33 protein-coding genes are annotated in these 22,372 nt (G+C 67.5%); 2 read left to right on the forward strand and 31 right to left on the reverse strand.

The genetic code is table 11. The features are described from left to right. Positions 1–83: 83 nt before the first annotated feature. The 29 genes from rplO to Q9R27_RS17230 form a co-directional block, all read right to left on the reverse strand. Positions 84–524: a 50S ribosomal protein L15 gene (rplO, locus tag Q9R27_RS17090; RefSeq protein ID WP_311253613.1), complete on the reverse strand. Its 441-nt coding sequence runs from the start codon at positions 522–524 to the stop codon at positions 84–86. A gap of 1 nt (position 525) precedes the next feature. Further along, positions 526–708 (reverse strand): 50S ribosomal protein L30, encoded by a 183-nt coding sequence (rpmD, locus tag Q9R27_RS17095; protein ID WP_067441137.1) that lies wholly within the window; start codon positions 706–708, stop codon positions 526–528. Continuing rightward, positions 708–1,319 (reverse strand): 30S ribosomal protein S5, encoded by a 612-nt coding sequence (rpsE, locus tag Q9R27_RS17100; protein WP_311253614.1) that lies wholly within the window; start codon positions 1,317–1,319, stop codon positions 708–710. Before rpsE ends, rpmD begins: the two co-directional genes overlap by 1 nt. A 37-nt stretch (positions 1,320–1,356) precedes the next feature. After that, complete coding sequence (rplR, locus tag Q9R27_RS17105; protein ID WP_311253615.1) at positions 1,357–1,740, reverse strand: 50S ribosomal protein L18; 384 nt, start codon at positions 1,738–1,740, stop codon at positions 1,357–1,359. A gap of 2 nt (positions 1,741–1,742) precedes the next feature. After that, entirely contained in the window at positions 1,743–2,285 is a 543-nt protein-coding gene (gene rplF / locus Q9R27_RS17110) for a 50S ribosomal protein L6 (RefSeq protein ID WP_311253616.1), read from the reverse strand. 33 nt (positions 2,286–2,318) lie between these two features. Next, the gene (gene rpsH / locus Q9R27_RS17115; RefSeq protein WP_311253617.1) at positions 2,319–2,738 is read right to left on the reverse strand and encodes a 30S ribosomal protein S8; all 420 of its coding nucleotides are present in this window, start codon (positions 2,736–2,738) and stop codon (positions 2,319–2,321) included. 89 nt (positions 2,739–2,827) lie between these two features. Further along, positions 2,828–3,013 carry a type Z 30S ribosomal protein S14 gene (locus tag Q9R27_RS17120; protein ID WP_311253618.1) on the reverse strand — a complete coding sequence of 62 codons (186 nt, stop codon included), beginning with the start codon at positions 3,011–3,013 and terminating at the stop codon, positions 2,828–2,830. Position 3,014: 1 nt separating this feature from the next. Next, positions 3,015–3,578: a 50S ribosomal protein L5 gene (rplE, locus tag Q9R27_RS17125; protein WP_311253619.1), complete on the reverse strand. Its 564-nt coding sequence runs from the start codon at positions 3,576–3,578 to the stop codon at positions 3,015–3,017. 1 nt (position 3,579) lies between these two features. Then, entirely contained in the window at positions 3,580–3,933 is a 354-nt protein-coding gene (gene rplX, locus Q9R27_RS17130) for a 50S ribosomal protein L24 (protein ID WP_311253620.1), read from the reverse strand. Beyond that, positions 3,933–4,301 (reverse strand): 50S ribosomal protein L14, encoded by a 369-nt coding sequence (gene rplN, locus Q9R27_RS17135; RefSeq protein WP_311253621.1) that lies wholly within the window; start codon positions 4,299–4,301, stop codon positions 3,933–3,935. Before rplN ends, rplX begins: the two co-directional genes overlap by 1 nt. Positions 4,302–4,410: 109 nt before the next feature. Further along, the gene (rpsQ, locus tag Q9R27_RS17140) at positions 4,411–4,689 is read right to left on the reverse strand and encodes a 30S ribosomal protein S17 (protein ID WP_311253622.1); all 279 of its coding nucleotides are present in this window, start codon (positions 4,687–4,689) and stop codon (positions 4,411–4,413) included. Beyond that, entirely contained in the window at positions 4,686–4,946 is a 261-nt protein-coding gene (gene rpmC / locus Q9R27_RS17145; RefSeq protein WP_311253623.1) for a 50S ribosomal protein L29, read from the reverse strand. Before rpmC ends, rpsQ begins: the two co-directional genes overlap by 4 nt. Continuing rightward, the gene (gene rplP / locus Q9R27_RS17150; RefSeq protein WP_311253624.1) at positions 4,946–5,365 is read right to left on the reverse strand and encodes a 50S ribosomal protein L16; all 420 of its coding nucleotides are present in this window, start codon (positions 5,363–5,365) and stop codon (positions 4,946–4,948) included. The genes rpmC and rplP overlap by 1 nt, the downstream gene beginning before the upstream one ends. 3 nt (positions 5,366–5,368) lie before the next feature. Further along, positions 5,369–6,202: a 30S ribosomal protein S3 gene (gene rpsC, locus Q9R27_RS17155; RefSeq protein ID WP_311253625.1), complete on the reverse strand. Its 834-nt coding sequence runs from the start codon at positions 6,200–6,202 to the stop codon at positions 5,369–5,371. Then, positions 6,202–6,636 (reverse strand): 50S ribosomal protein L22, encoded by a 435-nt coding sequence (rplV, locus tag Q9R27_RS17160; RefSeq protein WP_311253626.1) that lies wholly within the window; start codon positions 6,634–6,636, stop codon positions 6,202–6,204. Before rplV ends, rpsC begins: the two co-directional genes overlap by 1 nt. 40 nt (positions 6,637–6,676) lie before the next feature. Next, the gene (gene rpsS, locus Q9R27_RS17165) at positions 6,677–6,958 is read right to left on the reverse strand and encodes a 30S ribosomal protein S19 (RefSeq protein WP_311253627.1); all 282 of its coding nucleotides are present in this window, start codon (positions 6,956–6,958) and stop codon (positions 6,677–6,679) included. Between the two features lie 5 nt (positions 6,959–6,963). Beyond that, positions 6,964–7,800, reverse strand: a complete 837-nt coding sequence (gene rplB, locus Q9R27_RS17170) for a 50S ribosomal protein L2 (protein WP_311253628.1) — start codon at positions 7,798–7,800, stop codon at positions 6,964–6,966. A gap of 30 nt (positions 7,801–7,830) precedes the next feature. Further along, positions 7,831–8,136, reverse strand: coding sequence for a 50S ribosomal protein L23 (gene rplW / locus Q9R27_RS17175; RefSeq protein WP_311253629.1), 306 nt, complete (start codon positions 8,134–8,136; stop codon positions 7,831–7,833). Beyond that, on the reverse strand, positions 8,133–8,768 hold the full coding sequence (gene rplD, locus Q9R27_RS17180) for a 50S ribosomal protein L4 (protein ID WP_311253630.1): 636 nt from the start codon (positions 8,766–8,768) through the stop codon (positions 8,133–8,135). Before rplD ends, rplW begins: the two co-directional genes overlap by 4 nt. Then, complete coding sequence (rplC, locus tag Q9R27_RS17185; RefSeq protein WP_311253631.1) at positions 8,765–9,424, reverse strand: 50S ribosomal protein L3; 660 nt, start codon at positions 9,422–9,424, stop codon at positions 8,765–8,767. The genes rplD and rplC overlap by 4 nt, the downstream gene beginning before the upstream one ends. A 22-nt stretch (positions 9,425–9,446) precedes the next feature. After that, positions 9,447–9,755, reverse strand: a complete 309-nt coding sequence (rpsJ, locus tag Q9R27_RS17190) for a 30S ribosomal protein S10 (RefSeq protein ID WP_179503049.1) — start codon at positions 9,753–9,755, stop codon at positions 9,447–9,449. Positions 9,756–10,115: 360 nt separating this feature from the next. Then, complete coding sequence (gene trmB / locus Q9R27_RS17195) at positions 10,116–10,838, reverse strand: tRNA (guanosine(46)-N7)-methyltransferase TrmB (protein WP_311253632.1); 723 nt, start codon at positions 10,836–10,838, stop codon at positions 10,116–10,118. A 123-nt stretch (positions 10,839–10,961) separates the two neighbouring features. Then, on the reverse strand, positions 10,962–12,155 hold the full coding sequence (gene tuf / locus Q9R27_RS17200; protein WP_311253633.1) for an elongation factor Tu: 1,194 nt from the start codon (positions 12,153–12,155) through the stop codon (positions 10,962–10,964). An 84-nt stretch (positions 12,156–12,239) separates the two neighbouring features. After that, positions 12,240–14,351 (reverse strand): elongation factor G, encoded by a 2,112-nt coding sequence (fusA, locus tag Q9R27_RS17205; RefSeq protein ID WP_311253634.1) that lies wholly within the window; start codon positions 14,349–14,351, stop codon positions 12,240–12,242. A gap of 58 nt (positions 14,352–14,409) precedes the next feature. Then, a complete protein-coding gene (rpsG, locus tag Q9R27_RS17210; protein WP_311253635.1) occupies positions 14,410–14,880 on the reverse strand; it encodes a 30S ribosomal protein S7 in 471 nt (156 codons plus the stop codon). Position 14,881: 1 nt separating this feature from the next. Then, positions 14,882–15,256 (reverse strand): 30S ribosomal protein S12, encoded by a 375-nt coding sequence (gene rpsL / locus Q9R27_RS17215; protein WP_311253636.1) that lies wholly within the window; start codon positions 15,254–15,256, stop codon positions 14,882–14,884. A gap of 166 nt (positions 15,257–15,422) precedes the next feature. Continuing rightward, positions 15,423–16,736, reverse strand: a complete 1,314-nt coding sequence (locus Q9R27_RS17220) for an MFS transporter (protein WP_311253637.1) — start codon at positions 16,734–16,736, stop codon at positions 15,423–15,425. 8 nt (positions 16,737–16,744) lie between these two features. After that, positions 16,745–17,194, reverse strand: coding sequence for a MarR family transcriptional regulator (locus Q9R27_RS17225; RefSeq protein ID WP_311253638.1), 450 nt, complete (start codon positions 17,192–17,194; stop codon positions 16,745–16,747). Between the two features lie 150 nt (positions 17,195–17,344). After that, entirely contained in the window at positions 17,345–18,787 is a 1,443-nt protein-coding gene (locus tag Q9R27_RS17230) for an NCS2 family permease (protein ID WP_311253639.1), read from the reverse strand. Positions 18,788–18,869: 82 nt separating this feature from the next. On the opposite strand from Q9R27_RS17230, the gene Q9R27_RS17235 reads away from it, so the two are divergent. After that, positions 18,870–19,139, forward strand: a complete 270-nt coding sequence (locus tag Q9R27_RS17235) for a DUF2530 domain-containing protein (protein WP_311253640.1) — start codon at positions 18,870–18,872, stop codon at positions 19,137–19,139. Positions 19,140–19,154: 15 nt separating this feature from the next. On the opposite strand, the gene Q9R27_RS17240 is transcribed toward Q9R27_RS17235, so the two are convergent. After that, entirely contained in the window at positions 19,155–19,940 is a 786-nt protein-coding gene (locus Q9R27_RS17240; protein ID WP_311253641.1) for a DUF3027 domain-containing protein, read from the reverse strand. 118 nt (positions 19,941–20,058) lie between these two features. Here Q9R27_RS17240 and Q9R27_RS17245 point away from each other — a divergent pair, with 118 nt between their 5' ends. Then, positions 20,059–21,549 carry an MFS transporter gene (locus Q9R27_RS17245; protein ID WP_311253642.1) on the forward strand — a complete coding sequence of 497 codons (1,491 nt, stop codon included), beginning with the start codon at positions 20,059–20,061 and terminating at the stop codon, positions 21,547–21,549. A 292-nt stretch (positions 21,550–21,841) separates the two neighbouring features. Here Q9R27_RS17245 and Q9R27_RS17250 read toward each other — a convergent pair whose 3' ends face one another. After that, positions 21,842–22,237 carry a cold-shock protein gene (locus tag Q9R27_RS17250; protein ID WP_311253710.1) on the reverse strand — a complete coding sequence of 132 codons (396 nt, stop codon included), beginning with the start codon at positions 22,235–22,237 and terminating at the stop codon, positions 21,842–21,844. Positions 22,238–22,372: the final 135 nt, after the last annotated feature.

Genomic DNA, 22,372 nt, shown 5'->3' on the forward strand with positions numbered 1-22,372 from the left:
GTCGACGTCCACAGACAGCATGAGGGGCCCCGGAACGAATCCGGGCCCCTCATGCTGGTACGTCGTCAAGCCAGGTGATCTGGTCAGAGCACCGTGACGGTGCCGCCGGCGGCCTCGATCTTCTGCTGCGCGGAGGCAGAGAAGGCGTCGGCGCTGACCTGGACGGCCACGCTGATCTCGCCCTGGCCGAGGACCTTGACGGGCTTGCCGTCGCGGACCGCACCCTTGGCCACGAGGTCCTCGACGGTGATGGTGCCACCGTCAGGGAAGAGGCCATTGATCCGGTCCAGGTTCACGACCTGGAACTCGACCTTGAACGGGTTCTTGAAGCCCTTGAGCTTCGGCAGCCGCATGTGCAGCGGCATCTGGCCACCCTCGAAGGCGACGGGCACCTGGTAGCGGGCCTTGGTGCCCTTGGTGCCGCGACCAGCGGTCTTGCCCTTGGAGCCCTCACCACGACCGACACGGGTCTTGGCGGTCTTGGAGCCGGGCGCAGGACGCAGGTGATGGAGCTTGAGCGTCATGTCAGTTCACTTCCTCAACCGTCACCAGGTGACGGACGGTGTGGACCATTCCCCGGATCTCGGGGCGGTCCTCCTTGACGACCACGTCGCCGATCCGCTTGAGGCCCAGCGAGCGCAGGGTCTCGCGCTGGTTGGCCTTGCAGCCGATCGTGGACTTCTTCTGCTCGACCTTGAGCTGTGCCATTACTGGGCCACCTCCGCCCGGGCCTTCAGCAGGGCGGCCGGGGCCACCTGCTCGACGGTCAGGCCGCGACGGGCAGCAACTGCCTCCGGCTCCTCCAGCATCTGCAGCGCCTCGACGGTCGCGTGCACGATGTTGATCTGGTTGGAGGAACCGAGCGACTTGCTGAGCACGTCCTGGATGCCGGCGCACTCGAGCACCGCGCGCACCGGACCACCGGCGATGACACCGGTACCGGGAGCGGCGGGACGGAGCATCACGACTCCGGCAGCCTTCTCGCCCTGGACCGGGTGCGGGATGGTGCCCTGGACGCGAGGCACGCGGAAGAAGTGCTTCTTCGCCTCCTCGACGCCCTTGGCGATCGCAGCCGGGACTTCCTTGGCCTTGCCGTAGCCGACGCCGACCATGCCGTCGCCGTCGCCGACGATGACCAGGGCGGTGAAGCTGAAGCGCCGACCACCCTTGACCACCTTGGCGACACGGTTGATCGCAACGACGCGCTCGACGTACGCGGTCTTGTCAGCCTGCTGGCCGCCACGACCGTCGCGTCCACGGCGGTCTCCGCCGCCCTGGCGCTCACCACCGGCGCGCTGGCCGCGCTGGGGTCCGCTCATGAGAACTACCTCTTCTCTTTCTTGCTTGTCTTTGCGATCAGAACGTCAGGCCGCCCTCGCGGGCGCCATCGGCAAGGGCCGCGATCCGGCCGTGGTACTTGTTGCCGGCGCGGTCGAAGACCACGCCCTCGACGCCAGCTGCCTTGGCGCGCTCGGCGACGAGCTCGCCGACCTTCTTCGCCTTGGCAGTCTTGTCGCCATCGAAACCGCGCAGGTCGCCCTCCATGGTGGAGGCCGAGGCCAGCGTCTTGCCGACCAGGTCGTCGACGACCTGGACGCTGATGTGCTTGGCAGACCGGGTGACGACGAGGCGCGGACGCTCCGCCGTACCGTTGATCTTCTTGCGGCCACGGACCTGGCGGCGCAGGCGCGACGCGGTCCGGGCACTGGTGTGCTTGTGGTTCTTGAGTGAGATGGCCATGGTCACTTACCAGCCTTTCCGACCTTGCGGCGGATGTGCTCACCCGCGTAGCGAACGCCCTTGCCCTTGTAGGGCTCCGGCTTGCGCAGCTTGCGGATGTTGGCCGCGACCTCACCGACGAGCTGCTTGTCGATGCCCAGGACGCCGAGCTTGGTCGGGCCCTCGACGTTGAACGTGATGCCCTCGGGGGCGTCCACGGTGATCGGGTGCGAGTAACCGAGCTGGAACTCCAGCTGGGTCGGGCCCTTGGACAGGACGCGGTAACCGACGCCGACGATCTCGAGCTTCTTCTCGTAGCCGTCGGTGACGCCGACGACCATGTTGTTGATCAGCGTCCGGGTCAGGCCGTGCAGCGAGCGGCTCTCGCGCTCGTCGTCGGGACGCTTGACCTCGAGCGTGCCGTCCTCGGCGCGCTCGACGACGATCGGCGCCGCGACCGTGTGGTTCAGGGTGCCCTTGGGCCCCTTGACCGTCACGACGTTCGCGTCGATCTTGACGTCAACACCCGAGGGAACCGTGATGGGGAGCTTGCCAATGCGAGACATGGAAGTTTCCTCTACCTTTCTTCTCGGGTCCGACTACCAGACGTAGGCGAGGACTTCCCCACCCACGCCCTTCTGGTTTGCCTGGCGGTCAGTGAGCAGGCCCTGGCTGGTCGAGATGATCGCGACGCCAAGTCCACCGAGCACGCGGGGCAGCCCGGTGTGCTTGGCGTAGACCCGCAGGCCGGGCTTGCTGATCCGGCGGACACCGGCGATCGAGCGCTCCCGGTTGCGGCCGTACTTCAGGGTCACGGTGAGCGTCTTGCCGACAGCCGGCTGGCCGTCGTCGTCGACGTTCTCCTTGACCTCGTAGGAGGTGATGTAACCCTCCTGCTGGAGGATCTCCGCGACGCCAGCCTTCAGCTTGCTGTAGGGCATGGCAACCGCGTCGTGGTACGCCTGGTTGGCGTTGCGCAGACGAGTCAGCATGTCTGCGATCGGGTCAGTCATCGTCATGGCCGAACGGCCCTTTCTCCACCGTGGTTTCGCACCCGCATCTCGGGGCGACCTTCAGCGATCGTTATGTGGTCAGGTCAGGACTCGGGTCACCAGGAGGACTTGGTGACGCCAGGAAGCTCGCCCCGGTGGGCCATCTCCCGCAGGCAGATCCGGCACAGGCCGAACTTGCGGTAGACGGACTTCGGGCGACCGCAGCGCTGGCAGCGGGTGTAGCCGCGCACCGCGAACTTCGGCTTCTTGGCAGCCTTGACCTTCAGTGCGGTCTTCGCCATGTCAGTTGCCTTCCTTGAAGGGGAACCCGAGGTGCTTGAGCAGCGCCCGGCCCTCGTCGTCGGTGTTGGCGGTGGTCACCAGGGTGATGTCCATGCCACGCGACCGGTCGATCTTGTCCTGGTTGATCTCGTGGAACATGACCTGCTCGGTCAGGCCGAAGGTGTAGTTGCCACGGCCGTCGAACTGGTTGCCGTTGAGTCCGCGGAAGTCGCGGATCCGGGGCAGGGCCAGGGAGAGCAGGCGGTCCAGGAACTCCCACATCCGGTCGCCGCGCAGCGTCACGTGGGCGCCGATCGGCATGCCCTCGCGCAGCTTGAACTGGGCGATGGACTTGCGGGCCTTGGTGACCTGGGGCTTCTGGCCGGTGATCTGGGTGAGGTCGCGGATGGCGCCCTCGATCAGCTTCGAGTCGCGAGCCGCCTCGCCGACACCCATGTTGACCACGATCTTGGTCAGGCCGGGCACCTGCATGACGTTCTTGATGTCGAACTCGGACTTGAGCGCGGGGATGATCTCCTCGCGGTAGCGCGCCTTGAGGCGCGGGATCTCAGTGGTCTGGGTCATCTCAGATTTCCTTGCCGGTCTTGCGCGAGACGCGAACGCTGCGCTGCACGGTGTAGGTCGAGCCGTCCGCGCGGGTCTTGGTGGCCTCGTCCTTGCGGAAGCCGACGCGGGTGACGCCGTCGCCCTCGACCAGCATCACGTTGGAGACGTGGATCGGGGCCTCGGTGGTCACGATGCCGCCGGTGTTGCCACTGCCGGAGTTGACGACCTTCTCGTGCTTCTTCACACGGTTGACGCCCTCGACGATGACGCGCTGCTCGGCCGCGTTCACCGAGATGATCTTGCCCTCGGCGCCCTTGTCCTTGCCCGCGATCACCTTGACGGTGTCGCCCTTCTTGATGTTGAGCCTGCTCATCACAGCACCTCCGGGGCGAGCGAGATGATCTTCATGAACTTCTTCTCGCGCAGCTCGCGGCCCACCGGGCCGAAGATGCGGGTCCCACGCGGCTCCCCGTCGTTCTTGAGGATGACGGCCGCGTTCTCGTCGAACTTGATGTAGGAGCCGTCCTGGCGACGACGCTCCTTCACCGTGCGTACGACGACCGCCTTGACGACGTCACCCTTCTTGACGTTGCCGCCGGGGATCGCGTCCTTGACGGTGGCGACGACGACGTCGCCGATACCGGCGTAGCGCCGACCCGAACCGCCGAGAACACGGATGCAAAGGATCTCCTTCGCACCGGTGTTGTCGGCGACCTTGAGTCGCGACTCCTGCTGGATCATCGGTTATCTCCTGGTTGTCGAGCCGGTTCTCCCCGCATCTCGTGCGGAGAGCCTTGCCGAACTGATAAGTGAATTCTTCTGTGCTGGCCTGTGCTGCTCGCGCGGAGCGTCACTTGGCCTTTTCGAGGACCTGGACGAGGCGCCACCGCTTGGTCGCGGAGAGCGGACGGGTCTCCATGATCAGGACCCGGTCGCCGATGCCGCATTCGTTCTGCTCGTCGTGCACCTTGAGCTTGCTGTTGCGGCGCATGACCTTGCCGTAGAGGGCGTGCTTGACACGGTCCTCGACGGAGACCACGACGGTCTTGTCCATCTTGTCGCTGACGACCAGGCCCTCACGGACCTTGCGTGCTGCGCGCTCGTTCACGGCTGCGGGCTGCTCGCTCATGCGTCGCCACCATCCTTCTCGGCTTCGTTGTCGCCGTCCGGGGCCACGCGGATGCCGAGCTCGCGCTCACGCACCACGGTGTAGACCCGGGCGATGTCCTTCTTGACCAGGCGCAGGCGCCCGTGGCTCTCCAGCTGGCCGGTGGCCGCCTGGAACCGGAGGTTGAACAGCTCTTCCTTGGCCTCGCGCACCTTCTCGGCGAGCTCGGCGTTGGTCAGCTGGTCGAGTTCGTGTGCAGCACTGGTAGTGGTGCTCATCAGAATTCACCTGCCTCACGCGTGATGAAGCGGCACTTCATGGGGAGCTTGTGCATCGCGCGGCGCATGGCCTCACGAGCAATGTCCTCATCCACGCCGGAGAGTTCGAACATGACGCGGCCGGGCTTGACGTTGGCAACCCACCACTCCGGGGAACCCTTACCGGAACCCATCCGGGTCTCGGCAGGCTTCTTGGTCAGCGGACGGTCGGGGTAGATGTTGATCCACACCTTTCCGCCACGCTTGATGTGACGGGTCATCGCGATACGAGCCGACTCGATCTGTCGGTTCGTCACGTAGTGACCCTCGATGGCCTGGATCCCGAAGTCGCCGAAGACGAGACGGGTGCCACCCTTGGCCGCACCGGTCCGCTTGGGGTGGTGCTGCTTGCGGTGCTTGACACGACGGGGCATCAACATGGCTCAGGCCTCTCCGTTGGCAGGCGCTGCAGGAGCCGCAGATCCACTCGCCTCCCCGGCAGCTGCCGGGGCGGACGAACGGTCCTGGCGGTCCGAGCGGTTCGGACGGTCGCCGCGGGAACCACGGCCGGGGCGGTCGCCGCCGCGGCCACGGCCGCCGCGACCGGGGGCGCCGGCACGGGCCGCAGCCTGTGCCTCGCGCTCGGCACGGGTGCCGGCGACCTCGCCCTTGTAGATCCACACCTTGACGCCGATGCGGCCGAAGGTGGTGCGGGCCTCGTAGAAGCCGTAGTCGATGTCGGCGCGCAGGGTGTGCAGCGGCACGCGGCCCTCGCGGTAGAACTCGGTGCGCGACATCTCCGCGCCGTTGAGTCGACCGGAGCACTGGATCCGGATGCCCTTGGCGCCCGAGCGCATCGAGGTCTGGATCGCCTTGCGCATGGCACGGCGGAACTGGACCCGGCCCGAAAGCTGCTCGGCAACGCCCTGGGCGACCAGCTGCGCGTCGATCTCGGGGTTCTTGACCTCGAGGATGTTCAGCTGCACCTGCTTGCCGGTGAGCTTCTCCAGCTCGCCGCGGATGCGGTCGGCCTCGGCGCCGCGGCGGCCGATCACGATGCCCGGGCGCGCCGTGTGGATGTCCACCCGGACGCGGTCGCGGGTGCGCTCGATCTCGACCTTGGCGATGCCGGCCCGCTCCATGCCCTTGGACAGGAGCTTGCGGATGGCGACGTCTTCACCGACGTACGACTTGTACAGCTTGTCGGCGTACCAACGGCTCTTGTGGTCCGTCGAGATGCCGAGGCGGAAGCCGTTCGGATTGATCTTCTGCCCCATCAGGCAGTCCGTCCCTTCTTCACGTTCTGCTGTGCAACGACCTCGGCCGGCTGCACGACAAGAGTGATGTGGCTCGTGCGCTTGTTGATCCGGGTGGCCCGGCCCTGCGCACGGGGGCGCCAGCGCTTCATGGTGGGACCCTCGTCCACGGTCGCAGCCGCGACGACCAGGGTGCCCGCGTCGAGGCCCTCGGTGGTCTCCGCGTTCGCCACGGCGCTCTCGAGGACCTTCAGCACGGTCTCCGAGGCAGCCTGCGGGGCGAACTGCAGCAGTGCCCGCGCGTCCTCGATGCCCAGGCCACGCACCATGTCGACGACACGACGGGCCTTCATCGGGGTGATCCGCACGAAGCGCGCGCTCGCAAAGGCACCCGGCTGGTCGCCGAGCAGCGACTCGCGACGGGCGCTGGTGCGCCTACGCTCTGTAACGCTCATAGCTCGTTCTCTCCAGTAATCTCTCGAGTCACCACCGCACTCAGCGGCGGCGGCCCTTCCGGTCTTCCTTCACGTGCCCGCGGTAGGTGCGGGTGGGGGCAAATTCGCCGAGCTTGTGGCCGACCATCGAGTCGGTCACGAAGACGGGAACGTGCTTGCGGCCGTCGTGCACGGCAATCGTGTGGCCGATCATGGCCGGCACGATCATCGAACGACGCGACCAGGTCTTGATGACGTTGTGCGTGCCCTTCTCGTTCTCGGCGTCCACCTTCTTCTGCAGGTGGTCGTCGACGAAGGGACCCTTCTTCAGACTGCGTGGCATGTCGGTTACTTCCTACCCTTGCCGGACTTGCGGCGACGAATGATCTGGGAGTCAGAGGCCTTGCGCTTGCGCGTGCGGCCCTCGGGCTTGCCCCAGGGGGAGACGGGGTGGCGACCACCGGACGTCTTGCCCTCACCACCACCGTGCGGGTGGTCGACCGGGTTCATCACGACACCGCGGACGGTCGGGCGCTTGCCCTTCCAGCGCATCCGGCCGGCCTTGCCCCAGTTGATGTTCGACTGCTCGGCGTTGCCGACCTCGCCGATGGTGGCGCGGCAGCGGACGTCGACGAAGCGCATCTCGCCGGACGGCAGGCGCAGCGTGGCGCGCGAGCCCTCCTTGGCGACGAGCTGGGCGGAGTTGCCGGCCGAGCGGGCCATCTTGGCGCCACCGCCGGGACGGAGCTCGATGCAGTGGATCGTCGTACCGACCGGGATGTTGCGCAGCGGCAGGTTGTTGCCGGTCTTGATGTCGGCGCCGACACCCGCCTCGACCACGGTGCCCTGCTCCAGGCCCTTCGGCGCGACGATGTAGCGCTTCTCGCCGTCGGCGTAGTGCAGCAGCGCGATGCGCGCGGTGCGGTTGGGGTCGTACTCGATGTGGGCGACCTGGGCCGGCACGCCGTCCTTGTCGTAGCGACGGAAGTCGATGATCCGGTAGGCGCGCTTGTGACCGCCACCCTGGTGCCGGGTGGTGATCCGGCCCTGGTTGTTGCGGCCACCCTTCTTGGGCAGCGGGCGGGTCAGCGACTTCTCCGGCGTGGTGCGGGTGACCTCGACGAAGTCGGCGACCGACGAGCCACGACGGCCCGGCGTGGTCGGCTTGTACTTGCGGATAGCCATTATCTCTGTCCTCTACTCAGCAGGCGCCGGTCAGGAGACCGGCCCTCCGAAGATGTCGATGCGGTGACCCTCGGCGAGGCTGACGATGGCGCGCTTGGTGTTGGCCCGCTTGCCGATGCCGAAGCGGGTGCGGCGCGTCTTGCCCTGGCGGTTGATCGTGTTGACCGAGGTGACCTTGACGTCGAAGACCTTCTCGACCGCGATCTTGATCTCGGTCTTGTTGGCGTCCGGGCGGACGATGAAGGTGTACTTGTTGGCGTCGAGGAGGCCATAGCTCTTCTCCGACACGACCGGCGCGATCAGGATGTCGCGGGGGTCCTTGTGCAGGTTGCTCACTTGGTCTCCTCCTCGGTGGCCTCGGACGAGACTGCCTTGGCGGGGCCGGCAACGAGGGCGTCGAAGGCACCCTTGGTGAAGACCACGTCGTCGCTGAGCAGCACGTCGTAGGTGTTGAGCTGGTCGACGGCGATGATGTGCACGTCGGCGGCGTTGCGCAGCGAGAGCCAGGTGACGTTGTCACCGCGCTCGAGCACGACCAGGAACCGGCGGCGGTCCGAGAGCGCGGCGAGCGAGGCGAGCGCAGCCTTGGTGGAGGGCTTCTCACCGGTGACCAGCGAGTCGACCACGTGGATGCGGTCGTTGCGCGCCCGGTCGGTCAGCGCGCCCTTGAGGGCTGCTGCCTTCATCTTCTTGGGCGTGCGCTGGTCGTAGTCGCGCGGCTGCGGGCCGTGGACGGTGCCACCGCCGGCGAACTGCGGCGCCCGGGTCGAGCCCTGGCGGGCGCGGCCGGTGCCCTTCTGCTTGTAGGGCTTGCGGCCACCACCGCGCACGTCGGCGCGGGTCTTGGTGGCGTGCGTGCCCTGGCGCGCGGCGGCCTGCTGGGCCACGACGACCTGGTGCATGACGGCGACGCTGACGTCGGCGTCGAAGATCTCGGCGGGGAGATCGACCTTGACGGTGGTGGTCACTTGACGACCTCCTTCTTCACTGCCGTGCGGAGGACCACGACGCCACCCTTGGGGCCGGGGACGGCACCCTTGAGCAGGACCAGGCCCTTCTCGGTGTCGACGGCGTGGACCGTGACGTTCTGCGTGGTGATGGTGTCGCCACCCATGCGACCGGCCATGCGCATGCCCTTGAAGACACGGCCCGGGGTCGCGCAGGCGCCGATCGAACCGGGCTTGCGGTGGTTGCGGTGGGCACCGTGGGACGCCGAGACGCCGGCGAAGCCGTGGCGCTTCATGACACCCGCGTAGCCCTTGCCCTTGCTGGTGCCGGTCACGTCGACCTCGTCGCCAGCGGCGAAGGTGTCGACCGGGAGCTCCTGGCCCACGGTGTACGACGCGGCGTCAGCGGTGCGGATCTCGACCAGGTGGCGGCGCGGGGTCACGCCGGCCTTCTCGAAGTGTCCGGCACGCGGCTTGGTGACCTTGCGGCCCTCGATCTCGCCGAAGCCGATCTGGATGGCGTTGTAGCCATCGGTCTCGGGGGCGCGGACCTGGGTGATCACGTTGGTGCCAGCGGCAATCACGGTGACCGGGACGATGCGGTTGTTCTCGTCCCACGTCTGGGTCATGCCGACCTTGGTGCCGACGATGCCCTTGATGTTGTGTTCGTAAGTCATCTCTTCGCGTCTCCCTCGTCGACTAGAGCTTGATCTCGATGTCGACACCGGCAGGCAGGTCGAGGCGCATCAGCGAGTCGACCGTCTTCGGCGTGGGGTCAATGATGTCGATGAGGCGCTTGTGCGTGCGCATCTCGAAGTGCTCGCGGGAGTCCTTGTACTTGTGCGGCGAGCGAATCACGCAGTACACGTTCTTCTCGGTCGGCAACGGCACCGGGCCGGCAACCTTCGCGCCCGTGCTCGTCACGGTGTCAACGATCTTCCGCGCCGAGGTGTCAATGACCTCGTGGTCGTAGGCCTTGAGCCTGATGCGGATCTTCTGTCCCGCCATAGGTCTCTCTCGTCCTTGTCTCTAGTACCTGGGTGAGGCACCGCGTGCAGTCTGTCCCGACACGACTCCGGGTGAAGTCGCACCGCCCGTTACCCCCACTCCGCCGACCCCCGCGGTCGGGCGTGTCGCGCTGTTCAGCACGGCACAGGACCGGGATCTTGCGGTGTCCTGCTGTGGGTCCCGCCGGGCTTGGCGGGCCGATCGGGTCTCCATGAGCGGTGCGGACACAGGCCAACCACCGATACTCGATCCGGAGACGCGATTCAGTAGTCAAGTTTTCCGCACCCCGGCGACCCGCCGGAGCAACCGGACCATCTTGGCAGAGATCCGCACCAGTTTCCAAATCGGGCCACCCGGGGCTCAGATCCGGGTGTAGGCGAAGTCCACCGGAGCACGGCCCTCGGCGATCCCACGCCGCTCGAAGCGGGTCACCGGGCGCTCCTCCCACCGCTGGACGACTCCCCCGTCGAGCCCGGGCTCGGCGTCGAGTACCTCGGCCATCTGCTCGGCGTACTCGGCCCAGTCGGTGGCCAGGCGCCACACGCCACCGGGCCGCAACCGGGCGCTCACCAGCGCCGCGAACTCCGGCGTCACCAAGCGGCGCTTGTGGTGGCGCTTCTTCGGCCACGGGTCGGGGAAGAAGGTCCACAACTCAGCGAGTTCGCCGGGCGCGACCAGGTGCTCCATCGCCCAGACCGCATCCACGCTGCAGATCCGGGCATTGGTCACCCCGAGGTCACCGAGGCGTCCGATCGTGTCGGCCACGCCCGGGTGCCACACCTCGAAGCCGACCACGTTGTACGCCGTACGGGCGGCGGCGAGCGGGGCGGTGGCCTCCCCCACCCCGCAGCCGATCTCGATGACCAGGGGCCGCGGTTCGTCGAAGCAGCCCTGCAGCGTGAAGCCGGGTGCGTCCACGGCCTCCTCGCCGATCACCAGGCGCTCGGCCCAGGTGTCCCACGCCTGCTGCTGCTTGATCCCCAGCCGGCTGCCCCGGCGTGAATAGGTGAGCACCTCACGCATCCGGCGGCCATCCTCGGTGAAGCGGAGGTGCGGGCGTGCGGGCGGCAACTGATCAGACACGAGGAGCAAGCCTACGCCGGAGCGACGCGGCCGATGCCAGCGCCTGCTGCTGCGCCGGAAATGCGAAGGACCCCCGGTGGCCCGATGGGCCTCCGGGGGTCCTTGCGTTGCAGTCGAACTAGATCACTTGGTGATCTTGGTGACGCGGCCGGCACCAACGGTGCGGCCACCCTCGCGGATGGCGAAGCGCAGGCCCTCGTCCATGGCGATGGGCTGGATCAGCTCAACGGCCATCTCGGTGTTGTCGCCGGGCATGACCATCTCGGTGCCCTCGGGCAGCGTGACGACGCCGGTGACGTCCGTGGTCCGGAAGTAGAACTGCGGACGGTAGTTGTTGAAGAACGGCGTGTGACGGCCACCCTCCTCCTTCGAGAGGATGTAGACGCTCGCCTCGAAGTTGGTGTGCGGGGTGGTGGTGCCGGGCTTGATGACAACCATGCCGCGCTCGACGTCCTCGCGCTTGGTGCCGCGGAGCAGCAGGCCGACGTTCTCACCGGCCTGGCCCTCGTCGAGCAGCTTGCGGAACATCTCGACACCGGTGACGGTGGTCTTCTGCGAGGTGTCGCGGATGCCGACGATCTCGACCTCTTCGTTGACCTTGACGATGCCGCGCTCGATGCGACCGGTGATGACGGTGCCACGACCGGTGATCGTGAAGACGTCCTCGACGGGCATCAGGAACGGCTTGTCGGTCTCGCGCTCGGGGGTCGGGATGTAGTCATCCACGGCCTGCATGAGCTCGGCAACCGAGTCGCCCCACTTGGCGTCGCCCTCGAGCGCCGGGAAGGCGGCAACGCGGACCACGGGGATGTCGTCGCCCGGGAACTCGTACTCGCTGAGGAGCTCGCGCACCTCCATCTCGACGAGCTCGATGAGCTCCTCGTCGTCGACCATGTCGCACTTGTTGAGCGCCACGACCAGGGCGGGAACGCCGACCTGGCGGGCGAGCAGCACGTGCTCGCGGGTCTGCGGCATCGGGCCGTCGGTGGCGGCAACCACGAGGATCGCGCCGTCCATCTGGGCCGCACCGGTGATCATGTTCTTGATGTAGTCCGCGTGACCGGGGCAGTCGACGTGCGCGTAGTGGCGGTTCTCGGTCTGGTACTCGACGTGCGAGATCGAGATCGTGATGCCGCGCTGGCGCTCTTCCGGAGCCTTGTCGATCATGTCGAAGGCCGAGGCCTCGTTCAGGTCCGGGAACTTGTCGTGCATCACCTTGGTGATCGCCGCGGTCAAGGTGGTCTTGCCGTGGTCGATGTGACCGATGGTGCCGATGTTGATGTGCGGCTTGGTCCGCTCGAACTTCGCCTTAGCCACTGTGGGCTCCTCCTGGGTTGTGTGTTTCTTGACTCGTGCTCTGGATTTGTTACTGCGCCGAGGGTCTAGACGGGTAACCGAAGGTTACTCGCCACGGACCTTCTTGACGATCTCGTCGGCGATGTTCGAAGGAACCTCGGCGTACGAGTCGAACTCCATCGAGTACGACGCCTGGCCAGAGGTCTTGGACCTCAGGTCGCCAACGTACCCGAACATCTCTGAGAGGGGCACCAGCGCGCTGACGATCATGTCACCGAAGCGCTCCTCCTGGTTCTGGACCTGTCCCCGACGGGAGTTGAGGTCACCGATCACCGTGCCCAGGAAGGACTCCGGCGTGGTCACCTCGACCGCGAACATCGGCTCCAGCAGGACCGGCTTGGCCATCCGCGCGGCCTCCTTGAACGCCTGGTTCCCGGCGATCTTGAAGGCGAGCTCGGACGAGTCGACGTCGTGGTAGGCACCGTCCTCGAGGGTGAACTTCACGTCCACCATCGGGAAGCCCGCCAGGACACCGAACTCCATGGCCTCCTGGCCACCCTGGTCGACCGAGGGGATGTATTCCTTCGGCACCCGACCACCGGTCACGTTGTTCACGAACTCGTAGCCAGCACCGGTCCCGGTCTCGGGGTCGATGTTGGGGCCGAGCGAGACGACGACCTTGGCGAACTGGCCCGAACCACCGGTCTGCTTCTTGTGGGTGTAGCTGTGGTTCGAGACGTCCTTGCGGATGGTCTCGCGGTAGGCGACCTGCGGCTTGCCGACGGTGGCCTCGACGCGGAACTCGCGCTTCATCCGGTCAACCAGGATGTCGAGGTGGAGCTCGCCCATGCCGGCGATGATGGTCTGGCCGGTCTCCTCGTCGGTGTTGACGGTGAAGGTCGGGTCCTCGTCGGAGAGCCGCTGGATCGCGGTGCCCAGCTTCTCCTGGTCGCCCTTGGTCTTCGGCTCGATGGCGACCTCGATCACCGGGGCCGGGAAGGTCATCGACTCCAGGACGACCTGGTTGGCCGGGTCACTCAGGGTGTGACCGGTCTTGGTGTCCTTCAGGCCCATCACGGCGACGATCTGGCCGGCACCGACCGAGGCGATCTCCTCACGCTTGTTGGCGTGCATCTGGTAGACCTTGCCGATCCGCTCCTTGCGGCCGTTGACCGAGTTGACCACGGTCGAGCCCGCCTCCAGCTTGCCGGAGTAGACGCGGACATAGATCAGCTTGCCCAGGTGCGGGTCGGAGGCGATCTTGTAGGCCAGCCCGGAGAACGGCTCGTCGTCGGAGGGACGACGCAGGATCTTCTCGTCCTCGTTGCCCGGCTTGTGGCCCTCGATCGCCTCGATGTCGAGCGGGGAGGGCAGGTACTTGACGACCGCGTCGAGCAGGGGCTGGACGCCCTTGTTCTTGAACGCGGTGCCGAGCAGCACCGGGTTGAGCTTGTCGGCCAGGGTGGCGCGACGGATCGCGGCCTCGATCTCCTCCACGGAGAGGTCCTCGCCCTCGAGGTACTTCTCCATGATCGCGTCGTCGGCCTCGGCCAGGGTCTCGAGCAGCTTCTCGCGCCACTCCTCGGCCTGGTCGGCCAGCTCGGCGGGGATCTCCTCGATGTCGTAGTCCTCGCCGATCTTGGTCTCGCCGCGCCAGGTCAGGGCACGCATGCCGACCAGGTCGACGACACCGAGGAAGTCGGACTCCGCGCCGATCGGGATCTGCAGCACCAGCGGGGTGGTGTTCAGGCGGTCGACGATGCTGTCGACGACCTTGAAGAAGTTCGCACCCGTGCGGTCCATCTTGTTGACGAAGCACATCCGGGGGACGGCGTACTTGTTGGCCTGGCGCCACACGGTCATCGACTGCGGCTCGACGCCGGCGACACCGTCGAAGACGGCGACCGCGCCGTCGAGGACGCGCAGCGAGCGCTCGACCTCGGCGGTGAAGTCCACGTGGCCGGGGGTGTCGATGATGTTGATCTGGTGGTCCTTCCACCAGCAGGTGGTCGCAGCAGAGGTGATCGTGATGCCACGCTCCTGCTCCTGCTCCATCCAGTCCATCGTCGCCGAGCCCTCGTGGGTGTCGCCGATCTTGTAGTTGATGCCTGTGTAGAACAGGATCCGCTCGGTGGTGGTGGTCTTGCCGGCGTCGATGTGCGCCATGATGCCGATGTTGCGGACGACGTTCAGGTCCGTCGTGATGTCGACAGCCACTTGAGTGATGTCCCCTCGGGGTGTGAGTCGGAGATGATTGCAGGCCGGTGGGCCCGGATCACCAGCGGTAGTGGGCGAAGGCCTTGTTGGATTCGGCCATCTTGTGCGTGTCCTCACGCTTCTTCACAGCGGCACCGAGGCCGTTGCTGGCGTCGAGGATCTCGTTCATCAGCCGCTCGGCCATCGTCTTCTCGCGACGGTCCTGGGCGTAGCCGACCAGCCAGCGCAGCGCGAGCGTGGTGCCGCGGGTGCCCTTGACCTCGATCGGGACCTGGTAGGTCGCACCGCCGACGCGGCGGGACTTGACCTCGAGCGCAGGCTTGACGTTGTCGAGCGCACGCTTCAGCGTGACGACCGGGTCGGTGCCGGTCTTCTCGCGGCAACCCTCGAGGGCGGTGTAGACGATCCGCTGGGCGACGGCCTTCTTGCCGTCCTGCAGAACCTTGCTGACGAGCTGCGAGACGACGGTCGAGCCGTAGACCGGGTCGACGTCGATCGGGCGCTTCGGAGCGGGACCCTTGCGTGGCATGTCAGCTCTTCTCCTTCTTCGCGCCGTAACGGCTGCGCGCCTGCTTGCGGTTCTTCACGCCCTGCGTGTCGAGCGAACCGCGGATGATCTTGTAGCGGACACCGGGGAGGTCCTTCACCCGGCCGCCGCGGACGAGCACGATCGAGTGCTCCTGGAGGTTGTGGCCAACGCCCGGGATGTACGCCGTGACCTCGACGCCGCTGGACAGGCGCACACGGGCGACCTTGCGCAGGGCGGAGTTCGGCTTCTTCGGGGTGGTGGTGTAGACGCGGGTGCAGACACCGCGTCGCTGGGGCGAACCCTTGAGGGCAGGCGTTGCGTTCTTCGACGCCTTGTCCTGGCGGCCCTTGCGGACCAACTGCTGAATTGTGGGCACCTTGGTGGTTCCCCTTCTTTTCTACTCTCAGTATCCGGCGATCTGCCGGGCACGATGTTTTCTGCTCACGGATGAGCCATGCTGGGTGGTGCTTCGCAACCGCGATTCCCGTTGCCCCCGCGGTCGGGCGTGTCGCCTCGGTCAACGACACTGTTCCGCGAATGATTCACTTTTGAGCACGCGCAACGGCCGGGTTGTCCCAGACACGAGGGTTCACGGTACTCGGCGCACCCAGCAGGGTCAAAATCGAACCCCGTACGCCGCGGCCCCGCCCTTCCATGCGCTGGTGCACCGTGACGGCCAGCGCCGTTCCGAGCAGGACCAGCAGGCCGCCGATGACCAGGGTCCAGCGGGCACCGGCCACCTCGCCGATCCAGCCGATCACCGGTGCGCCCAGCGGCGTACCGCCCATCACGATGGTCATGTAGAGCGCCATCACCCGCCCCCGCATCTCGGGGTCGGACTCGAGTTGCATCACCGCATTCGCCGAGTTGAGCAGGGTGATCGTGGAGAAGCCGATCAGCGGGGTGAACGCCACGAAGAGGACGTACGTCGGCAGCACGCCGGCCACGATCTCGGCCAGGCCGAAGCCGGCCGCCGCGATGACCAGCAGGCGCAGCCGGATCCGGACCCGGCGCGCGGCCATCAGGGCCCCGGTCAGCGACCCGAGCGCCATCGTCGAGCCGAGCAGGCCGAACTCTCCGGCACCCTTGCCGTAGACCTCGGTGGCCATCAGCGCGGAGGTGATCTGGAAGTTCATCCCGAAGGTGCCGGCGAAGAAGACCAGGATCAGGACGAGCACCATCTTGGGCTGCCCGGCCACGTAACGGATGCCGTCGCGCAGCATTCCCGGCGTACGTCGTGCCGGCTTCGAGGGGTTCAGCAGCGCGGCATCCATCGCCTGCAGCTGCCAGATCACCGCGCCGTAGGAGACTGCGTTGATCAGGATCACCCAGCCCGTTGCCCACGCTCCCCCGCCCAGTGCGCCGATCATCAGGCCGGCCAGGCCCGGGCCGAGGATGCGGGCCATGTTGAAGGTCGCCGAGTTGAGCCCGACCGCGTTGGTGAGGTCGTCGGCGTCGACCAGTTCGGAGACGAACGACTGGCGGGCCGGTGCGTCGAAGGCGGCACCGATCCCGAAGACCAGGGCGATCAGGTAGACGTGCCACACCTGGACCACGCCCAGCACGGTGACCAGCCCCAGCGCGAGCGAGGCGAGCCCCATCGCGGCCTGGGTGATCTGGAGCAGGCGACGCTTGGGGAAGCGGTCGGCGATCACCCCGGCGTACGGCGAGAGCAGCAGCACCGGCAGGAACTGCAGGCCCGTGGTGATGCCCAGCGCGGTTCCGCTGCCGGTGAGCACCAGGACCAGCCAGTCCTGGGCGATGCGCTGCATCCAGGTGCCGGTGTTGGAGACCAGGCTGCCGGCGGCATAGCGCCGGTAGTTGGGGTTGGCGAGGGAGCGGAACGTGGGGCTCAACGTGGGGGTCAGTCCTCCTGGGCAAGTCGCTGGAGCAGGGGCGCGGCGGCGCGCAGCGTGGCGCGCTCGTCGGCAGTGAGGTCGGCCATCCGGCGCGCCAGCCAGGCGTCGCGGCGGGCCCGGTCGGCGGCCAGGGTCTGGCGGCCCTGGTCGGTGAGTTCGACGACGACCTGGCGACCATCGCTCTCGTGCGGACGGCGTACGACGTAGCCGCCCTCCTCGAGGCAGTTGACGGTGCGCGTCATCGACGGCGGCTGGACCCGTTCGAAGCGGGCCAGTTCCCCGATCGACATCGGGCCGTGGCGGCGCAGGCATCCCAGCACCGTGGTCGCCCCGAGGCTGAGTTCGTTCTCCGGGGAGCGCTCGATCGCGAGGCGGCGGCGCAACCGCATCACTGCCATGCGGAGCTCGGCGACGAGGCCGGCGTCGGTCCGGACGGCGTTCTCGGGAGTGGGCATGGTCTTTAGTCTAGGTCATTACCTTTGCTAAAGAAAGCTGCCGAGGAACGCCGAGGCGGCACGTGTTGACGCAGAAATGCGTCGAGGCGGCGTCAATTGACGCCGCCTCGACGGTCCTGGGTGTCGACTCGTGCCGACTCGGCGTGGGAGTCAGTTCACCCAGTTGCTGATCGGGGAGATCGCGAAGTAGACCACGAACATCGCCGCGATGATCCACATCAGGGCGTGGACCTCGCTGACCTTGCCCCGCACCACCTTGATCAGCACGAAGGCGAGGAAGCCCGCGCCGATCCCGGCCGAGATGGAGTAGGCGAACGGCATCAGCACGATGGTCAGGAAGGCCGGGATGGCAATCTCCATGTCATCCCAGTCGATGTCCTTGACCTGCTGCATCATCAGGAAGCCGACCAGCACCAGCGCCGGGACCGCGGCCTCGGACGGCACCACCGCCACGACCGGGGCGAAGAAGGTCGCGACCAGGAACAGTACGCCGGTGACCACCGCGGACAGGCCCGTCCGGGCACCCTCGGCGACACCCGAGGTCGATTCGATGTACGACGTGTTCGACGAGACCGAGGCGGCGCCACCGGCGATCGCGGCGACCGAGTCGACGACCAGGATCTTGCGCGTGTTGGGCGGGACGCCCTCCTCGTCGTTCAGGCCGGCCTCGCTGCCGACCGCGGTCATCGTGCCCAGGGTGTCGAAGAAGTCGGTCAGCAGCAGCGTGAAGATCAGCAGGAAGACCGTGACGATGCCGGCGTTCTCCCACGAGCCGAGCAGGCTGAACTTGCCAAGCAGCCCGAAGTCCGGCGTGGAGACGACGCTGTCCGGCAGTGCCGGCACGTTCAGGTTCCACGCGGTCGGGTTGGCGGTGCCGTCCTCGTTGAAGGAGGCCGGGATGGTGGCCACCTTCTCCACGATGATGGCGATGACCGTGGTCACCACGATCGAGATCAGGATCGCGCCGCGCACGCGCAGCACGAAGAGTGCGATCACCAGCATCAGGCCCAGGCAGAAGACCAGGACCGGCCAGCCCTGCAGGGTGCCGCCCAGGCCCAGCGTCAACGGCGTACCGGAGCCGGAGCCGACGAAGCCGGAGTCGACGAGGCCGACCAGGGTGATGAAGAGGCCGATCCCCACCGAGATGGCGACCTTCAGCGGCACCGGGACGGCGTTGAAGACCGCCTCGCGGAACCCGGTCAGCACCAGCACCAGGATCACGATGCCCTCGATCACCACCAGGCCCATCGCGTCGGCCCAGGTCATCTGGTTCGCGATCGAATAGGTGACGAAGGCGTTCAGCCCCAGGCCCGCCGCCAGCGCCAGCGGGAAGTTGGCCACCATGCCCATCAGGATCGTCAGCACGCCCGCGACCAGCGCCGTGCCCGCGGCAACCATCGCGAAGTCGAGCTTGTCGCCGTTCATGTCCGCGCCACCGGAGAGGATGATCGGGTTGAGGACCAGGATGTAGGCCATCGTCAGGAACGTGACGATGCCGCCGCGGACCTCGCGTCCGACGGTCGAGCCACGCTCGGAGATCTTGAAGAACCTGTCCAGACCGTTGTTCGCGGTCGCAGTCGATTGATTGTTCACGAGCGCATGGTTGCAGATGCCGGGCCCGGCGGTCACCCGGGCCGCTCACTGGACGGTCACCGGGTGGACTAGATTCGGTCCCGTGGAGTCCCAGGAGCAGCCCGTCAAGCACGAGATCGGCAAGAGGACCTATCTCGTGGCACCGGTCGCACCCCTGGACGTGGACGGCGTACGGACCCTGGAGGTCGGCACCGGCCTGTGGCTGCTCGGCTTCATCGCCCTGCTGCCGTTCTATGGCCGTCTCGAGGAGACCGGCAACCTGTGGTGGCTGTGGACCTGCCTGGCCGGCTTCGGGCTCGGCCTCTTCGGCATCGAGTTCTGCCGGCGGCGGCGCCAGCGCCGGGTGGACTGACCCCCGGGCCCTTCCTCAGAAGGACTCGAGGTCGTCCGTGGTGACCGTGTCGAAGACGTGGTCAGGCAGCGGCAGCGGCTTCTGCTTCTTGCTCAACTGGGCCTCGGAGTGCGCCCCGCAGCCGTGGTTGAAGGTGACCACCCGGCCGTCGTCGTTGGCGTTGCCGTTGGCGCAGACACCGAACGTGTGCGCCAGGCGGCCGGAGAGGCGGACCAGGAAGGCGCAGCTGTAGCAGTGGTCGGGAGCCGACTGGGCGATCGGCGCGGCGGGGCCGCCATCGCCGGCGTACCACCGCTCGGCGGCCTCGTCGATGCCTTCGCGCGACAGGGTGCGCACCCGGCCCAGGCCGAGTTCGTCGGCGACCTGGCGGATCTGGGCGATGTCCTGGCGGCCCAGCGGGTCGATCGCGTCGTCGCCGATCAGGTACGTCGGCGCGATCCGCGGGTCGTCCTCCTCGACGGGGAGCAGGTCCCCCGGGGAGAGGTCACCGGGCTTGATCCGGTCCTTGTAGGGCACCCAGGCCGGCGCGGTGATCGCATCCGGCCCCGGGATCAGCACCATCTCGTCGACGGTGATGTCCTTCTGGCGCGACGCGCGCGCGATCGTGACCGACCAGCGCCACCCGGCGTACCCGGGCCGCAGGCATTCGAAGAGGTGGCTGACCACCCGCTCGCCCTCGTCGCGGGCCTCCAGGTGGGCGCCGATGTCGGCAGCCGCGACCTCGGTCTCAAGGGCGCGCCTGGCCTCGGCATCGGCACCAAGGAGGACGGTGTCCGGCTTCGGGCGGGTTGAGGTGGTCACGGGCGTGATTGTGTCCCATCGATACGGCCATTGTCTTGTCGGGTTGGCATAATCCCCCACAGCGGACAGCCCAGGAGGGACCACGAGTGCTGGCAGGGGGACAAGGCAGGATGGCGCCATGAGCCAGCAGCCGCCCGGCGCGGGGAATCACGGTTCCCCCGACGACGAGACCACCCGGCTCTCCGACCAGTCCGCCGGCGACCAGCCGCACACCGCAGGCGAGAACGCGCTGCGGTTCGCCAAGGCGAGTGCCCACGGCGTCGGCGCGATGGCCCGCGGCACCGCCAAGGCCAGCCGGGCCACGCTGCGCGCCGCCCGCCGCGCCTCGCACGCCGACGGCGCCGGCGACTCGGGGCTCTCCCGGCTGATCGAACTCCACGCCTTCAACGCCGCCGGCGACGCGGCCGTGGCGATCTCGCTCGCCGGCACCCTCTTCTTCCAGGTGCCGACCGGCGAGGCGCGCGGCCAGGTCGCCCTCTTCCTGGCCATGACGATGCTCCCGTTCGCGATCGTCGCTCCGCTGATCGGCCCCTTCCTGGACCGGTTCAGCCACGGGCGTCGCTGGGCGATCGGGTCGACCATGGCGATCCGCGGCTTCCTGTGCTGGATCCTGGCCGGGGCGGTGGTCACCAACTCCACCTGGCTCTTCCCCGCCGCGCTGGGCATCCTCGTTTCCTCGAAGGCCTACGGGATCACCAAGGCGTCGGCAGCACCACGCCTGGTGCCGCCGGGCGTCACACTGGTCAAGGCCAACGCCCGGCTCGGCCTGGCCGGCGTGGTCGGGGCCAGCGTCTCCGCGCCGATCGCCGGCCTGGCCGCCACCTTCGGGGCGGAGTGGTCGCTGCGCTATGCCTTCGTCGTCTTCATCGGCGCCACCATCCTGGCGATCCTGCTGCCCAAGAAGGTCGACTCCTCGCACGGCGAGGTCAAGCTCGAACTGATGCCCGGTCCGTCGGCACGACGGGCTCAGCCGCAACGGCAGGGCAGCCGTTACATCCCCAGCCAGGTCGCCTTCGCCCTGCGCGCCAACTGTGGGCCCCGGTTCCTCTCCGGCTTCCTGACCATGTTCATGGCCTTCCTGCTGCGCGAGCACCCGATCCCCGGCTGGGAGGACAAGCCCGAGTTGCTCGCCGGCGTGGTGATCGGCGCAGCCGGCCTGGGCAACACCCTGGGCATCGCCCTCGCGTCCTTCCTGAAACGGGTCAACCCTGCGATCACGGTGGTGCTGGTGCTGATCGCCGATGCCGCGATGTGCCTGGTCGCAGCGCTCTTCTACGGGCTGATCCCCCTGGCCCTGCTCGGCCTCACCGCCGGCCTGTGCCAGTCCCTGGGCAAGCTCTCCCTCGACTCCACCATCCAGAAGCACGTCCCCGAACGCGTCCAGACCAGCGCCTTCGCCCGCTCCGACACGATGATCCAGCTCGCCTGGGTGGTCGGCGGGTTCGTCGGCATCGTGATGCCGCTCAACCCCCAGCTCGGCCTCGGCATCGGGTTCGCGATCCTGGCCGCCTGGACCGTCTACGTGCTGGGCTCGCGGGTACGCCGCGTGCGCGCGCAGGCGCCCCCGCCGAGCGAGGAGCCCCCAACCGTGCAGGGCGAGGCGTACTGACCCCCGGGGTCCCACGAACGCTCACTCGTTGCGCCTCGAACGCTCAATGGTTGCGCCGCGAACGCTCACTCGTTGCGCCGCGAACGCTCAACCGTTGCGCCTCGAAAGCTCAATCGTTGCGCTGCGGTGCCCGTACGGCGTACGGCGGTGCGTTCAGGGCGCCGCGATGCCGGTACGTCGTACGGCGTACGGCGGCGCGATGGGACCAGGGCGCGGTCACCCGCTCAGCGCGATGACCCGCGGAGCCACATCAAGGAGTGAGCTTTCGGGCATCAACGATTAAGCGTTCGTGTCAGGCGTCGAGCTCGTCGGCCAGGGCGCGGAGCAGCTTGGCGGTGGGGCGTGCGGTCTTCGCCTCCGGGTGGCGACCGCGGCGGTAGGCCTCCCCGGTGCTGTCCAGGAGCCGGATCAGGTCCTCGACGATCGTGACCATCTCTTCCGGCTTCTTGCGCTGCGCCTTGGTCTGGTTCCGCGACACCGAGGCGGGGGCGTCGAGCACCCGCACCTGCAGTGCCTGGTCGCCCTTGCGGCCCTGCGCGATGCCGAACTCGACCCGGGTGCCTGCCTTCAGGGTGGTGACGCCCTCGGGGAGGGCCTCGGAGCGCACGTACACGTCGGGACCGTCAGGCTGGGAGAGGAACCCGAAACCCTTCTCCGCGTCGTACCACTTCACCTTGCCAACCGGCATCGGCTTGACCTCTTCCATCTTTCGCACTGGGTCGCCGGTGACTCCGGCATGCGGTGGGCCCGCGGCTGCACATAGTAGGGCTCGCAGCCGCGGTTGGGCCAATGGATTGGGAACGGGCCGGACCAATCGGAACAA

It is taken from the genome of Nocardioides sp. AE5, from assembly GCF_031844485.1.
In the GTDB taxonomy this organism is placed as follows: Bacteria; Actinomycetota; Actinomycetes; order Propionibacteriales; family Nocardioidaceae; genus Nocardioides.